The organism is Streptomyces silaceus (assembly GCF_001419745.1).
Taxonomy (GTDB): domain Bacteria; phylum Actinomycetota; class Actinomycetes; order Streptomycetales; family Streptomycetaceae; genus Streptomyces; species Streptomyces silaceus.
Genome location: NZ_LIRJ01000141.1, coordinates 1 through 13,578, shown reverse-complemented (window position 1 = coordinate 13,578; position 13,578 = coordinate 1). Strand labels below are relative to the sequence as shown.

General features: G+C 72.6%; 12 protein-coding genes. 4 read left to right on the top strand and 8 right to left on the bottom strand.

Annotation, left to right across the window (positions count from 1 at the left end):
• Nucleotides 1–242: 242 nt before the first annotated feature.
• Nucleotides 243–1,445 (top strand): amino acid deaminase/aldolase, encoded by a 1,203-nt coding sequence (locus tag AOK22_RS15215; protein WP_055699182.1) that lies wholly within the window; start codon nucleotides 243–245, stop codon nucleotides 1,443–1,445.
• Between the two features lie 66 nt (nucleotides 1,446–1,511).
• Here AOK22_RS15215 and AOK22_RS15210 read toward each other — a convergent pair whose 3' ends face one another.
• The 6 genes from AOK22_RS15210 to AOK22_RS15185 all read right to left on the bottom strand — a co-directional run bounded on the left by AOK22_RS15210 (nucleotide 1,512) and on the right by AOK22_RS15185 (nucleotide 8,812).
• Nucleotides 1,512–2,468, bottom strand: coding sequence for a DUF2510 domain-containing protein (locus tag AOK22_RS15210; protein ID WP_055699181.1), 957 nt, complete (start codon nucleotides 2,466–2,468; stop codon nucleotides 1,512–1,514).
• A gap of 28 nt (nucleotides 2,469–2,496) precedes the next feature.
• Nucleotides 2,497–3,810, bottom strand: a complete 1,314-nt coding sequence (locus tag AOK22_RS15205; protein ID WP_055699180.1) for an HAD family hydrolase — start codon at nucleotides 3,808–3,810, stop codon at nucleotides 2,497–2,499.
• 22 nt (nucleotides 3,811–3,832) lie between these two features.
• Nucleotides 3,833–5,155, bottom strand: coding sequence for a haloacid dehalogenase-like hydrolase (locus AOK22_RS15200; protein ID WP_055699185.1), 1,323 nt, complete (start codon nucleotides 5,153–5,155; stop codon nucleotides 3,833–3,835).
• A gap of 88 nt (nucleotides 5,156–5,243) precedes the next feature.
• Nucleotides 5,244–6,026 carry a 3-oxoacyl-ACP reductase gene (locus tag AOK22_RS15195; protein WP_055699179.1) on the bottom strand — a complete coding sequence of 261 codons (783 nt, stop codon included), beginning with the start codon at nucleotides 6,024–6,026 and terminating at the stop codon, nucleotides 5,244–5,246.
• 6 nt (nucleotides 6,027–6,032) lie between these two features.
• Nucleotides 6,033–7,433: an aldehyde dehydrogenase family protein gene (locus AOK22_RS15190; protein ID WP_055699184.1), complete on the bottom strand. Its 1,401-nt coding sequence runs from the start codon at nucleotides 7,431–7,433 to the stop codon at nucleotides 6,033–6,035.
• An 8-nt stretch (nucleotides 7,434–7,441) separates the two neighbouring features.
• Nucleotides 7,442–8,812 (bottom strand): glutamine synthetase family protein, encoded by a 1,371-nt coding sequence (locus AOK22_RS15185; RefSeq protein WP_055699178.1) that lies wholly within the window; start codon nucleotides 8,810–8,812, stop codon nucleotides 7,442–7,444.
• Between the two features lie 75 nt (nucleotides 8,813–8,887).
• Between AOK22_RS15185 and AOK22_RS15180 the strand changes: the two genes are divergently transcribed.
• The 3 genes from AOK22_RS15180 to AOK22_RS15170 all read left to right on the top strand — a co-directional run bounded on the left by AOK22_RS15180 (nucleotide 8,888) and on the right by AOK22_RS15170 (nucleotide 11,972).
• Nucleotides 8,888–9,637: a FadR/GntR family transcriptional regulator gene (locus AOK22_RS15180; RefSeq protein WP_055699177.1), complete on the top strand. Its 750-nt coding sequence runs from the start codon at nucleotides 8,888–8,890 to the stop codon at nucleotides 9,635–9,637.
• A 179-nt stretch (nucleotides 9,638–9,816) separates the two neighbouring features.
• On the top strand, nucleotides 9,817–11,262 hold the full coding sequence (eat, locus tag AOK22_RS15175; RefSeq protein ID WP_055699176.1) for an ethanolamine permease: 1,446 nt from the start codon (nucleotides 9,817–9,819) through the stop codon (nucleotides 11,260–11,262).
• A gap of 23 nt (nucleotides 11,263–11,285) precedes the next feature.
• Nucleotides 11,286–11,972: a gamma-glutamyl-gamma-aminobutyrate hydrolase family protein gene (locus AOK22_RS15170; protein WP_055699175.1), complete on the top strand. Its 687-nt coding sequence runs from the start codon at nucleotides 11,286–11,288 to the stop codon at nucleotides 11,970–11,972.
• Here AOK22_RS15170 and AOK22_RS15165 read toward each other — a convergent pair.
• Together AOK22_RS15165 and AOK22_RS15160 are read right to left on the bottom strand one after the other, a co-directional pair.
• The gene (locus AOK22_RS15165; RefSeq protein WP_055699174.1) at nucleotides 11,941–12,906 is read right to left on the bottom strand and encodes an aminoglycoside phosphotransferase family protein; all 966 of its coding nucleotides are present in this window, start codon (nucleotides 12,904–12,906) and stop codon (nucleotides 11,941–11,943) included. The two genes, AOK22_RS15170 and AOK22_RS15165, sit on opposite strands and share 32 nt — an antisense overlap.
• Before the next feature lie 51 nt (nucleotides 12,907–12,957).
• The gene (locus AOK22_RS15160; protein ID WP_055699183.1) at nucleotides 12,958–13,416 is read right to left on the bottom strand and encodes a hypothetical protein; all 459 of its coding nucleotides are present in this window, start codon (nucleotides 13,414–13,416) and stop codon (nucleotides 12,958–12,960) included.
• Nucleotides 13,417–13,578: the final 162 nt, after the last annotated feature.

Genomic DNA, 13,578 nt, shown 5'->3' with positions numbered 1-13,578 from the left:
GTGCCGGGGCGCGGCGGAATGGGGCTGCGAGGCGCCTCCGTGCTCATGCTCCCCCGTTTCCTCGCGCTCGGCCGGCCGGAGCGCTCGGTTCGGCGAGGCTCCGCGCGTGTCACTCGGCCGGGCTCCGTGCGCGTCACTCTACGGGCAGACGCAGGTCGCACGGGAACTCAGTGCGGGCCCCCGGGCGATCTGCCCGGATCATCCCCCTACCCTCGGGTAATCGTGTCTGGCAGGCTTCGGCCATGACAGCCCGCTCCGCAGACCGAGCCCGCTACGACCGGGCCACCGCACACCTCGACGCGCCTGTCGCGATCGTCGATCTGGACGCCTTCGACGCCAACGCCGACGACCTCGTGCGCCGGGCCGCGGGCAAGCCGATCCGGGTCGCGAGCAAGTCCGTGCGCTGCCGGGCGCTGCTCGAACGGGTGCTGGCCCGCGACGGCTTCGCCGGGATCATGTCGTTCACGCTCGCCGAGTCGATCTGGCTGGCCCGCTCCGGGTTCGAGGACGTGCTGCTCGCCTACCCCTCCGCGGACCGCGCCGCCTTCGCCGAGCTGACCGCCGACCCGAAGCTCGCCGCGTCGGTGACCGTGATGGTCGACGACCCGGCCCAGCTGCGCCTGATCGACGAGGCGCGGGACGGCGGCAGCGAGGAGGTACGGGTCTGCCTGGAGCTGGACACCTCCTTCAAGGTGCTCGGCGGGCGGGTGCGCGTCGGCGCGCTCCGCTCTCCGCTGCACTCCCCCGTGCAGGTCGCCTCGCTGGCCCGCGCCATCGCCCGGCGGCCCGGGTACCGGCTCGTGGGCGTCATGGCGTACGAGGGGCATGTGGCCGGGGTCGGGGACGCCGTCGAGGGGCATCCGGCGCGGTCGCGGGCGATCCGGATGATGCAGAGTGCCGCCCGCAAGGAGCTGGCCGCGCGCCGCGGGGAGACGATCGCCGCGGTGCGGGCGGTCGCGCCGGACCTGGAGTTCGTGAACGGCGGCGGGACCGGCAGCGTGCAGCACACGGCGGCCGAGCGCGCGGTGACCGAGATCGCCGCGGGGTCGGGGCTCTTCGTGCCGCGGCTCTTCGACAACTACACGTCGTTCAGCGGGCGTCCGGCCGCGCTGTTCGCGCAGCCCGTGGTGCGGCGCCCCGGCGTGGGCATCGTGACGGTGCTCGGCGGCGGCTATCCCGCCTCCGGTGTCGCGGGCCCCGACCGCTCGCCGCAGCCGTATCTGCCCGAGGGGCTGCGGTACGACCCGCAGGAGGGCGCCGGCGAGGTGCAGACGCCGCTGCACGGTCCCCCGGCGGACGATCTGCTGATCGGCGACAAGGTGTGGTTCCGGCACGCCAAGGCCGGTGAGCTGTGCGAGCGGTTCGAGACGCTGCACCTGGTGGCGGGCGACGAGGTGACGGCGAGCGTGCCGACGTATCGAGGGGAAGGGCACACCTTCCTGTAGCGGCGCCCTCATGGAGCGGCGCGCCTGCCCGGAGCGGCGCGCCGCCTGCCCGGGGATCCGTCGTGGCTACGGCGTGGGGCCCACGGTGTTCCCCACGCCCCCGCCCGTCGCGCTGTCGTCGACCGACCGGATCCCGTCGGTGATCTCGTCCATGACGGAGACGTCCGGCGCGCCCTTGCCCGCGCCGACGGTGAAGCGGACCATGACCATCGACTCCGACCCGACGCTCGACGCGAACGCGAGCGACTGGACGTAGCCGCCGTCGCCCTTCGCGGTGTGCACGCGCCAGCGCACGAAGTAGCCGGAGCGGCCCGCGACCGCGACCTGGCCCTCCTTGACCTTCTCGTGGCGCGTGATCCCGCCGTACGGCTGCCGGTCGAGCGCGTCCTTGTCGTACGCGGCGTCCGCGGCGTCCTTGATGTCGTCCAGGGCGAGGGCCTTGGGGTCGGTCTCGTCCGTGCCGGTCACGGTGCCCGAGGTGACGGTTCCCTCGCGGCACAGCCCGGAGTCGCCGGGGCAGTCGACGATGTCCGGGGTCTGGACGGTCGCGCCGCCGCCGATGGTGTCGACGTCCTTCTCCCAGCCCTCGGGCACGGGGAGCGTGATGCCGTTGAGGTCGTCGACGAGGGTGTTCGGGTCGGCGTCGGCGGTCGGGGACTGCGACTTCTTCTCCGTGGCCGACGGCTCCGCGCCGGTCTTGGCGGGCGCGGTCGGCGCGGGGCCGCCGCCCTCCGGGTCGCCGGAGTCCTCGGTGAGGGCGAAGGCGCCGGTGACGATCGCGCCGACGAGGACCACCGCAGCGACGGTCAGCGCGATGACCTTCGCGCGTCCGCCGCCCGCCGCCGCCGGGGACATCACCGCGGTCGCCGCCGGGTCGACGGGCCCGAACCCCTGCTGTGCCGTGGCCGCTTGGGGCGCCTCGGGCGTCCGGCGGTGCTCGGTCCAGGCGGTCCCGTCCCACCAGCGCTCGACGGAGGGCTGGTGGGGGTCCGGGTACCAGCCGGGCGGCGGTGTCATGCTCATCCCGGCACTCTAGGACCTGGTGCGCGGGTCAGTACACCGAGTCCAGCTGGTCGGGCACCACCGAGCCGTCCTCGCGCAGCACCGGGCCCTTGCTCCCGTCGTGCTCGTTGTACGCGGCGCTCGCGCACGGGTAGGTGCCGCTCTTCCGCGGCAGCGGCTCGATGAACATGGGGTTCACGACCCAGCGGCCGTCGGCGTTGTCGTACGCGCGGCACATGAACTCGCTCTTGTTGCGGTTCAGCACGAGGTGCGCGCCGGTCGCGTCGCCGACGAACGTCACATCGGTGTCGGCGTCGCCGCCGCCGAGGGCGATGCGGTGCCTGAAGTCCTGCTTGTCCCAGGCCGCCTTGCCCTTGATCCCGTAGATCTCCTGGTTGATCCAGCAGCGCTTGCCGTCGATGTACGGGATGGCCTCGCCCTTGTTCACGGGGACGCCGCCGCAGCCCTGGTTCCAGGTGGTGATGCGGCCCTTGCGGTCGAGGACGGAGCGGATGGCGATGGTGTGCTTCCGGTCGATTCCCACGCCCTTCGACCAGACCTCGGTGACCGGCTCGGAGCCCGCGGAGACGATGTAGACGTCGAAGCCGGCCTTCTTGAGCGTACGGATCAGGTCGCGCTGCTGGTCGTAGTAGCGGACGTAGCCGGGGATCTCGTGCGTGCCGACGGTCTGCGTGGCGCCGATGGGGGCCGCGAGGGCCTCCTTGCGGGCCTTGGCCGCGTACGACTCCAGCTCGCGGACGGTGTGCCCGGCGAAGAGCTGCGGCACCCAGGCGTACTGCGGGACGGTGTGCCGGTGGTCCCACTGACCCGCGAAGGCGGCGGCGCCGCTCATCGTCTTTCCGTCCTCGCGGACCTCGAAGATCTCGTCGGCGCAGGCGGTGTTGGTGGACGTGGGCAGCGGCTTGCCGACGGGGACCTTCGTGCCGCACGCCTTGGTGAGGGCGCGGTCGGCCTCGTCGGTCATCCACGCGCTGGTGGACTTCCAGCTCTTTGGCCGCAGGATCTTGTCGTGCCGCAGCGACCAGGCGATGGTCGCGTCGGTCACGTCGTTCTTGGTGATGGTGTTGTCCCAGTCGAACGCGGCGACCGGGCGCTTGCTCCTGCCGTGCCCGAGGTCCGGGTTGGCGCAGGTGCCGCGCTCGTCGATGGTCCGCTGGAGCTTGGCGCGGTTCTCGCCGTACCAGCTCAGCTTCTTCGACAGCTGCGGGCAGTCGCCGCCCCCGGTACGGGAGTTCGCGGAGTGCGCGGCCGTGGCGGCGGCCGCGGGGAGAGCCGTGGGCACGGCCGCCGCCAGCGAGGCGGCCGTGGCCAGGGTCAGCGCCACAATGTTTCTCTTACGCATGTGAGTGGACCGTACATCAGTCCTACGGCGCTGACGATGCCCGCGACGCCCCGTACACCGTGTCCCGCTGATCGGGGACGACCGAGCCGTCCGATCGGCGCACCGGGCCCTGGCGGCCGTCGCGTTCGGTGTAGCCGGTGGTGGCGCACGGGTAGGCGTCGGCCTTCTTGCCCTTGGGCTCGATGAACATGGGGTTGACCAGCCAGCGGCCGTCGCCGTTCTCGTAGGCGCGGCACATCAGTTCGTTCTTGTTGCGGTTCAGGACGAGCCTGAGGGCGGTCGCGTCGCGCAGGAAGGAGATGTCCGTGTCGGAGTCGCCCGCCGCGAACACCTGGCGCTTGTGGGCGGGTTGGACCTTCTCGGCGGCGGCGCCCCGCACGCCGTAGATCTCCTTGTTGATCCAGCAGCGCTTGCCGTCGATGTACGTGATCATCGAGTCGTCGCCGTCCGCGACGGTGCCGCAGCCCTTGAGGTGCGCGGTGTGCCTGCCGTGCGCGGTGACGTTGCGGATGCCGAGCGTGTGGCGGGCGTCGATGCCGACGCCCTCGGCCCAGACCTCGGCGACGGGCTCGGGCGAGGCGGAGACGACGTACACGTCGAACCCGGCCTTCTTGAGCGTGCGGATCAGGTCGCGCTGCTGGTCGTAGTAGCGGACCCAGCCGGTGACCCTGCCCGATCCGACGCGCTGTTCCGTGCCGACGGGCGCGGCGAGGTTCTCCTTGCGGGCGGCGGCCGCGAACCGCTTGACCTGGTGGGTGGACCAGCCGCGGGTGAGCTGGGCGAGCCAGGCGTACTGGGGTTCCATGCGGCGGTGGTCGAAGCCGGCGAAGGCGGCCGTGCCGGTGGTCGTGGTGCCCTCGCCGTAGACGGAGAGGATCTCGTCGGCGCAGGCGGTGTCGCGGTGGGTGGGCAGCGTGGTCCCGCTCGCCGGGCAGGCCTTCGCGAGGGCCTTGGCCGCCGGGTCGGTCAGATAGCGGCTGGTGGTGTGCCAGTCGCCCTTCTCGGGTGTGCGTATCCGTCCGTTGCGCAGCAGCCAGAACATGGTGGCGTCACCGACGTCGTTCTTGATGACGGTGTTGTCCCAGTCGAAGGTGGCCACGGGCCTCGCGCCGCCGCGGCGGTGGTGCGGCCCGCAGTCGCCGTAACGGTCGATCATCTGCTGGAGCCGGGCCTTGTTGTGGCCGTACCAGCCCGCGGAGACGGTGAGGTCGGGGCAGGCCTGAGGCCGGGCGTGGGCCTGGGGCCGGGGCTGGGTGGCTTCCGCGGTGGCCTGGACGGCGACGAGACCGGCCGAGGCGACGGCGAGCACGGCTGCGGCCGCGGTGGCGCGGCGCTTGAAGTTCACGAACACACTCCGTGTCTACGCAGGTCAGCCGGGCGTCGCGCGACGCCCGGCTGACGGGTGGGTGGCTGCTGGGTGAACTACGAGGGGGCTAGAGCGGGGTGACGTACGCCCCGGTGAGTCCGCCGTCGACGAGGAAGTCCGTGGCGTTCACGAACGAGGAGTCGTCGCTGGCGAGGAACGCGACGGCGGCGGCCATCTCCTCGGCCTCGGCGAAGCGGCCCACGGGGATGTGCACGAGGCGGCGCGCGGCGCGCTCGGGGTCCTTGGCGAACAGCTCCTGGAGCAGCGGGGTGTTGACGGGCCCCGGGCAGAGGGCGTTGACGCGGATGCCCTCGCGGGCGAACTGCACGCCCAGCTCGCGGGACATGGCGAGGACGCCGCCCTTGGAGGCGGTGTACGAGATCTGCGAGGTCGCCGCGCCCATGCGGGCCACGAAGGAGGCGGTGTTGATGATCGAGCCCTTGCCCTGGCGCCGCATGTAGGGGAGGGCGGCCTTGCAGCACAGGTACACGGAGGTCAGGTTGACCTCCTGGACCCGCTTCCAGGCCTCCAGGCCGGTGTCCAGGATGGAGTCGTCGCCGGGCGGCGAGATGCCCGCGTTGTTGAAGGCGATGTCGACGGAGCCGTAGGTGTCGAAGGCGGTCTTGAAGAGCGCCTCGACCTGCTCGGCGTCGGTCACGTCGACCTTCACGAAGATCCCGCCGACCTCCTCGGCGGCGGCCTTGCCCGCGGTCTCGTCGATGTCGCCGCAGACGACGCGGGCGCCCTCGGAGGCGAGGCGGCGCGCGGTGGCGAGGCCGATGCCGCTGCCGGCGCCGGTGATGACGGCGGTGCGGCCCACGAGACGGCGGCAGATGTTCTCTTCGGTCATGGTGCTTCAGGCCTCCGTGCTTTCCGTGCTGATGAAGACGTTCTTGGTTTCCGTGAAGGCGGTCAGGGCGTCCGGGCCGAGCTCACGGCCGAGTCCGGACTGCCCGTAGCCGCCGAAGGGGGTCCAATAGCGCACGCTGGAGTGCGAGTTGACGGAGAGGTTCCCGGCCCGCACGCCCCCCGAGACGCGCAGTGCCCGGCCGACGTCACGCGTCCAGATCGAGCCGGACAGGCCGTACTCGGTGGCGTTGGCGAGCCGGATCGCGTCGGCCTCGTCCTCGAAGGGCAGGACGACGGCGACCGGTCCGAAGACCTCCTCGACGGCGACGGGCGCGTCCGGGCCGACGTCGGTGAGCAGCGTCGGCGGGAACCAGAAGCCGGGGCCCTCGGGCGCCGATCCGTGGATCCCCGCGCCCGCGGGGACGTACGACCGCACGCGCTCCAGCTGTGCCCTGGAGATCAGCGGGCCCATCTGCGTCTTCTCGTCGGCCGGGTCGCCGACGACGACCGACTCGACCGCGGGCGTCACGAGCTCGACGAACCGGTCGTAGACCGAGCGCTGCACGAGGACGCGGGTGCGGGCGCAGCAGTCCTGGCCGGAGTTGTCGAGGTACGACATGGGGGTGGCGGCGGCCGCCGCCTCGATGTCGGCGTCGGCGAAGACGATGTTGGGGCTCTTGCCGCCGAGTTCGAGGGTCAGGCGCTTCACGCGGTCGGCGCACTTGGCCATGATCCGCTTGCCGACGCGGGTGGAGCCGGTGAAGACGATCTTCGCTACGCCGGGGTGCTCGACCAGCGCGTCGCCGGCCACGTCGCCCGCGCCGGGCAGGACCTGGAAGAGGCCCTCGGGAAGGCCCGCGGCCAGGGCGAGTTCGGCGAGTCGGAGCGCGGTGAGCGGGGTGGTCTCGGCCGGCTTGAGGAGGACCGCGTTGCCGGCCGCGAGGGCAGGTGCGGTGCCCCAGGCCGCGATCGGCATGGGGAAGTTCCAGGGGGCGATGACGCCGACGACCCCGAGGGGTTCGAGGATCGTGACGTCCAGGCCACCGGGGACCGGGATCTGACGGCCATTGAGGCGCTCCACTCCCCCGGCCGCGTACTCCAGGAGGTCGCGGGCGTTGCCGGCCTCCCAGCGGGCGTTGCCGATGAGGTGACCGGCCTCGCGGACCTCCAACTGGGCCAGCTCTTCCAGGTGTTCGTCGACCTGGTCGGCGAAGCGGCGCAGCAGGCGGGCGCGGTCGGCGGGGGCCGCGGCGGCCCACGTCACCTGCGCGGCGGCGGCGCGGGCGACGGCCGCGTCGACGCCCTGGACGGTGGTGGCGGGGACGGTCGCGACGACCTCTTCGGTCGCCGGGTTCAGTACCTGGTGCTCGTGCGCGTGCGGGTGCGCCTGCGCGTGCTCGTACGACAAGAAGGGCCTCACATGCGTTCGAAGGAGCGGCGGAGCTCCCAGTCGGTCACCGCGGAGTCGAAGGCGTCCAGCTCGACCCGCGCCATGTTGCGGTAGTGCGCGACCACCTCGTCGCCGAAGGCGGCCTTGGCGATGGGGCTGTTCTCCCAGAGCTCGGCGGCCTCGCGCAGGGTGGTGGGGACGTGTTCGTGGCCCGCGGTGTAGGCGTTGCCGGTGCACTCGTCGGGCAGTTCGAGCTTCTGCTCCATGCCGTGGAGGCCGGCGGCGATCAGTCCGGCGACCGCGAGGTGCGGGTTCACGTCGCCGCCGGGCAGCCGGTTCTCGAAGCGCAGGGAGCGGCCGTGTCCGACCACGCGCAGCGCGCAGGTGCGGTTGTCGTAGCCCCAGGCGGCGGCGGTCGGCGCGAAGGAGCCCTGCTGGAAGCGCTTATAGGAGTTGATGTTCGGCGCGTAGAGGAGGGAGAAGTCACGCAGGGCGGCGAGCTGGCCCGCGAGGAAGTGCCGCATGACGGGCGACATGCCGCCGGGGTCGTCGGCGGAGCCCGCCATGACGTTGGTGCCGTCGGCGTCCTGGAGCGAGAGGTGGATGTGACAGGAGTTGCCCTCGCGCTCGTTGTACTTGGCCATGAAGGTGAGCGAGACACCTTCCTGCGCGGCGATCTCCTTGGCGCCGGTCTTGTAGATGGCGTGCTGGTCGCAGGTGACGAGGGCCTCGTCGTAGCGGAAGACGATCTCGTGCTGGCCCGGGTTGCACTCGCCCTTGGCCGACTCGACGACGAGCCCGGCGGCCGCCATGTCGTTGCGGATGCGGCGCAGCAGCGGCTCGATGCGGCCGGTGCCGAGGACGGAGTAGTCGATGTTGTACTGGTTGGCCGGGGTGAGGTCCTTGTATCCGGCGTCCCAGGCCTGTTCGTAGGTGTCCTTGAAGACGATGAACTCCAGCTCCGTGCCGACGTGCGCGGTGTAGCCGAGCTCGGCGAGCCGGTCCAGCTGGCGGCGCAGGATCTGCCGGGGCGCGGCGACGACGGGCGAGCCGTCGTTCCAGGCGAGGTCCGCGATCAGCATCGCGGTGCCCTCGTTCCAGGGGACCCGGCGCAGGGTGGCGAGGTCGGCGTGCATGGCGAAGTCGCCGTAGCCGCGGTCCCAGGAGGACATCGCGTAGCCGTCGACGGTGTTCATGTCCGCGTCGACGGCGAGGAGGTAGTTGCAGCCCTCCGTGCCGTGTTCGAGGACCTCGTCGAGGAAGAAGCGGGCGGCGAACCGCTTGCCCTGGAGCCGCCCTTGCATGTCGGGGAAGGCCAGGACGACAGTGTCGATCTCGCCGCTCGCGACGAGGGCCTTCAGCTCCTCGACGGCGAGCGGGGGTGTGCGGTCTGCCACGGGAAAAGCCTCCTTGGGTCAGCCGGGAGCCATAAGGTATTGCGGAGAACCATTGCTTGGGAAGGGGGTACGGGCATGTCGCACACGGAAGAGGGCACGGCGGCGTCCGCGCCGCGGGAGGAGCGCCTGACGGCGGTGCTGCGCCCGGTGCGGGCGGGGAACGGCTTCGAGGAGGCCCTGGAGCAGATCCTCCAGGTCGTCCGCCTCGGCCTGGTGCCCGGCGGCGAACGCCTGCCGTCGGAGCGGGAGTTGGCCGACCTGCTCGGGATCAGCCGGGTGACGCTGCGCGAGGTCCTGAAGGTGCTGCAGGACCAGGGCCTGGTCGAGTCGCGGCGCGGGCGCTACGGCGGCACGTTCGTACGGCCGCGCCCCGAGGCGCCCGGCGAGGACGAGCTGCGCCGGCGCATCAAGGACGTCGACGTCGAGGACGCGCTGCGCTTCCGCGAGGTCCTGGAGGTCGGCGCGGCCGGGCTGTGCGCGTCCCACGGGCTGACGGACGAGCAGGCGGACCGGCTGCGCACGGCGCTCGCGCGGACCCACGACGCGCCCCTCGCGGAGTACCGCCGCCTGGACACGCTGCTGCACCTCACGCTCGCCGAGCTGTCCGGCTCGCCGACGCTCACGGCGCAGTACGCGGCGGTCCGCGCCACCGTCAACGACCTGCTCGACTGCATCCCGCTGCTCGTGCGGAACCTGGAGCACTCGCAGCGCCAGCACAGCGCGCTGGTGGAGGCCGTGCTCGACGGGGACGCGGACGGCGCGCGCGAGATGATGCGGGAGCACTGCGGGGGCACGGCGGCGCTGCTGCGGGGCTTCCTGACCTGAGCCGCGGGGCGCCCCGCACCCGCGCCACGGGGCTTCTTGACCGGAGAAGTGCCGCTCTGGGCGGAGTGGTTAACCATCACGTAACGCACGGGTCTTGCTTTCCCGCACCCCGCACCGCAAAGGTATGGATCCGTTCCAATGAGCCAGCAAGCCTCGCGCCGCCGCATAGGAGCCGTGCCATGACCGTGGAGTCCAGCAAGCCGAGCGCCGCCGAGCCGGCCGACGACTATTTGGAGCGCAGAACGCTGCGCCGCGGCAGCGCGGGCTGGCTGCTGCTCACCGGGCTCGGCGTCGCCTACGTCGTCTCCGGCGACTACTCGGGCTGGAACTTCGGCCTGGCCGAGGGCGGCTTCGGCGGCCTCGCGATCGCCATGGTGCTCATGGGCGTGATGTACGCGTGCATGGTCTTCTCGCTGGCCGAGCTGTCGTCCGTCCTGCCCACCGCGGGCGGCGGCTACGGCTTCGCGCGCCGGGCGCTCGGCCCCTGGGGCGGCTTCCTGACCGGCACGGCCATCCTCATCGAGTACATCCTGGCGCCCGCCGCGATCTCCATCTTCATCGGCGACTACGTCGAGTCGCTCGGCCTGTTCGGGCTGACCTCGGGCTGGCCGGTCTACCTCGCCTGCTTCGTGGTCTTCATCGGCATCCACCTGTGGGGCGTCGGCGAGGCGCTGCGCTTCAGCTTCGTGGTGACGGGCATCGCGGTGACGGCGCTGCTGATCTTCGCGGTCGGCGCGTTCATGGACTTCGACGCCTCCGGGCTCAACGACATCCCGGTGGACGCGGACGCGTTCGGCGCCAACTCCTGGCTGCCGATGGGCCTGCTGGGCATCTGGGCGGCGTTCCCGTTCGGCATGTGGTTCTTCCTCGGGGTCGAGGGCGTGCCGCTGGCCGCCGAGGAGACCAAGGAGCCGGCGCGCACGCTGCCGCGCGCGATCCGCTGGTCGATGGCGATCCTCGTCGTCCTCGCGCTCCTCACCTTCTTCGCCTCGGCCGGCGCGCGCGGCGCGAACGCGATCCAGGACGCGGGCAACCCGCTGGTGGAGGCGCTGCAGCCGGGCGGCAAGGCGACGACGCTCAGCCGGATCGTCAACTACGCGGGGCTCGCGGGCCTGGTGGCCTCCTTCTTCTCCCTCATCTACGCGGGCTCGCGCCAGCTCTTCGCGCTCTCCCGGGCCGGCTACCTGCCGCGCTTCCTGTCGCTCACCAGCAGCCGCAAGGCCCCCTACCTCGGTCTGCTGGTGCCGGGCGCCATCGGCTTCGCGCTGGCCGCGGCGACCGGGGACGGCGCCCGCATGCTGAACGTCGCGGTGTTCGGCGCGACCATCTCCTACGCCCTGATGTCCCTGTCGCACATCGTGCTGCGCCGCCGCGAGCCCGGCCTTGAGCGGCCCTACCGCACGCCCGGCGGCGTCCTGACGTCGTCCGTGGCCCTCGTCCTGGCCTGTGCCGCGCTGGTCGCGACGTTCCTGGTGGACGTGACGGCGGCGCTCATCGCCCTCGCGGTGTACGTGGTGGCCATCGCGTACTTCGGTCTGTACAGCCGCAAGCACCTGGTCGCCCGCGCGCCGGAGGAGGAGTTCGCGGCGCTCGCGGCGGCCGAGGCAGAGTTGGAACGCAACTGATCACCACGGTGAAGGAGAACGCAGTGAGCGGCAGGCCGCTGATCGGTGTCAGCACCTATCTGGAGTCGAAGGTGAGCTGGGGCGTGTGGGAGCTGCCCGCGGCCCTGCTGCCCGCCGGCTATCCCCGGCTCGTCCAGGCGGCGGGCGGCCTCGCCTCCATGCTGCCGCCGGACGATCCCGCGTACGCCGCCGCGGTCGTGGCCCGGCTCGACGCCGTGGTCGTCGCGGGCGGGCCGGACGTGGAGCCCGTGCGGTACGGCGCGGAGCGCGAGGAGCGCACCGGGCCGCCCGCGCGGGAGCGGGACGCCTGGGAACTCGCCCTGATCGAGGCCGCACTGGCGTCCGGCACACCGCTGCTCGGCATCTGCCGGGGCATGCAGCTCCTGAACGTGGCGCTCGGCGGGACGCTGGTCCAGCACCTGGACGGGCACACGGAGCGGGTCGGCGCGTTCGGCACGCACCCGGTGAAGCCGGTGCCCGGCACGCTCTACGCGTCGATCGTGCCGGACGCGTCCACGGACGTGCCGACCTACCACCACCAGGCGGTGGACCGCCTGGGCCGGGACCTCGTGGTGTCGGCGCACGCGGAGGACGGCACCGTCGAGGCCGTCGAACTGCCCGGCCCCGGCTGGGTCCTCGGCGTGCAGTGGCACCCGGAGATGGGCAAGGACACGCGCGTCATGGCAGCGCTGGTCCGAGCCGCGTCCTGAGCCAGTCGAGGGCCGCCGCGCCCTGGGCGCCCTGGAAGGCGCGCAGGGTCGGCAGGCCCGGCGGATCGGGCTGCAGCGATCCCCGTACGAAGTATCCGGCGAGGGCCGCGAGGGTGGCGGTCACGCCCCGCGGGTCGGCGCCGCGGGCCACCGGGTGGGCGGTGAAGACCGCCTCCGGGTCGGGCCCGCCCTGCGCCCGCACGCACGGCAGCATGACGAGCAGGTCGAACCAGGGGGCGGCGCGCACGGCGTGCGGCCAGTCGACGAAGACGACGCGGCCCTCGGCGGTCAGGAGCATGTTGTCGGCGCGCAGGTCGCCGTGGGCGAGGGTGTCGCCGGCCGCGAACCGGGGCCAGGCGCAGGCCAGTTCGGCGAGGGACCGCAGATGGCGGCGGGCCCAGGGGTCGAGCCGCGCGTCGTCCTCGGCGCCCTCCTCGGCCAGCCGCTCCCACCCCCGGAAGCTCTCCGCCTCCGTGTCCACGACGGAGGGGGCGTCGAAGGGCGCGGGCGTCACGGCCCGCGCGAGCTCCCCCACGGCGTCCAGCACCCGGTCGAACTCCGCCGCCCGCCACGGCACTTCGGGCTGCCGTCCGTCGACGTCCTCGAAGGCGAGCGCCACCCAGGCGCCGTCGTCGTAGGAGGCGAGGAGCCGGGGCGCGGGCACGGAGTCCGGCAGGGCGGCGGCGTTGCGGGCCTCGGCGCGGTGCAGGCCGGGGCTGGCGGGGTTGGCCTCGGCACCGACGGCCTTGACGAAGGCGCGCCGCCCGTCGTCGAGCCGCACCCGGGCGGCGACCCCCGGCGAGAATCCGCCGCTCTGCGTCACCGCGTGGACCACGGGCGCGCCGAGCTCGTCCTCCAGCGCGGCCCGCACACGGGCGGGGAGCCGCTGCCAGGGGGTACGGACGCCGGTGGCCGGGGGCGCGGTGGGGATCATGACCCCATGGTGGCGACGCACTGCACCCGCCGCCAGGCATTTTCCCCCTGGCTACCCCCCCTCGGCCGCCGTCCGTGACACCAGCCGCTCGTACCGCTGGCGGGCCGCCTGCGGGGTGCCGAGCCCGAGGCCGAAGGCGACCTCCGGCCACGTCATGCCGCGCCCGCGCGCCATCTGGAGGAGCCCGGTCTCCAGCTCGTCCAACTCGCCGCGGACCAGCGGCAGCAGCGTGAGCGCGGCGGTGATGTCGGCGTGGTCCACCTCGGCCTCGCCGTCGACGGGCTTCGCGGCGCCGCTGAGCAGGAACGACACGAGCCGCACCGCCTCGTGCGGGCCGAGGACGGAGGGGTGGACCTGCCGCGCGCGCTGCGCGCCGTCGGCGCCGTGCCGCTCGGCGATGCGCATCAGCGAGGCGTAGACCCGCTGGGCGCGGGCCTGCTCCGGGTGCGGCTGCGTGAAGGGGTCGGCGGAGGCGTCGGGCACCGGGGACTGCTCGGGGTTCGTGGGCATGTGCACAGCATGGGCGACCACACGATGCGATGTCAACGCTCCATTGTGAACACTTTGTTTGCATCGAGGGCGTCGAGAGCCTCAAGGACCTCAGGATTTCTGGACCTCAGGGCCTCAGGGCCTCAGAACCTCGCTGACGGCGAGCAACGCGGCCCCCGGACC

Excerpts from the sequence above, each read along its gene's own strand:
- AOK22_RS15215 (WP_055699182.1), top strand. The coding sequence starts at position 243 with ATGACAGCCCGCTCCGCAGACCGAGCCCGCTACGACCGGGCCACCGCA.
- AOK22_RS15210 (WP_055699181.1), bottom strand. The coding sequence starts at position 2,468 with ATGAGCATGACACCGCCGCCCGGCTGGTACCCGGACCCCCACCAGCCC.
- AOK22_RS15205 (WP_055699180.1), bottom strand. The coding sequence starts at position 3,810 with ATGCGTAAGAGAAACATTGTGGCGCTGACCCTGGCCACGGCCGCCTCG.
- AOK22_RS15195 (WP_055699179.1), bottom strand. The coding sequence starts at position 6,026 with ATGACCGAAGAGAACATCTGCCGCCGTCTCGTGGGCCGCACCGCCGTC.
- AOK22_RS15180 (WP_055699177.1), top strand. The coding sequence starts at position 8,888 with ATGTCGCACACGGAAGAGGGCACGGCGGCGTCCGCGCCGCGGGAGGAG.
- eat (WP_055699176.1), top strand. The coding sequence starts at position 9,817 with ATGACCGTGGAGTCCAGCAAGCCGAGCGCCGCCGAGCCGGCCGACGAC.
- AOK22_RS15165 (WP_055699174.1), bottom strand. The coding sequence starts at position 12,906 with ATGATCCCCACCGCGCCCCCGGCCACCGGCGTCCGTACCCCCTGGCAG.
- AOK22_RS15160 (WP_055699183.1), bottom strand. The coding sequence starts at position 13,416 with ATGCCCACGAACCCCGAGCAGTCCCCGGTGCCCGACGCCTCCGCCGAC.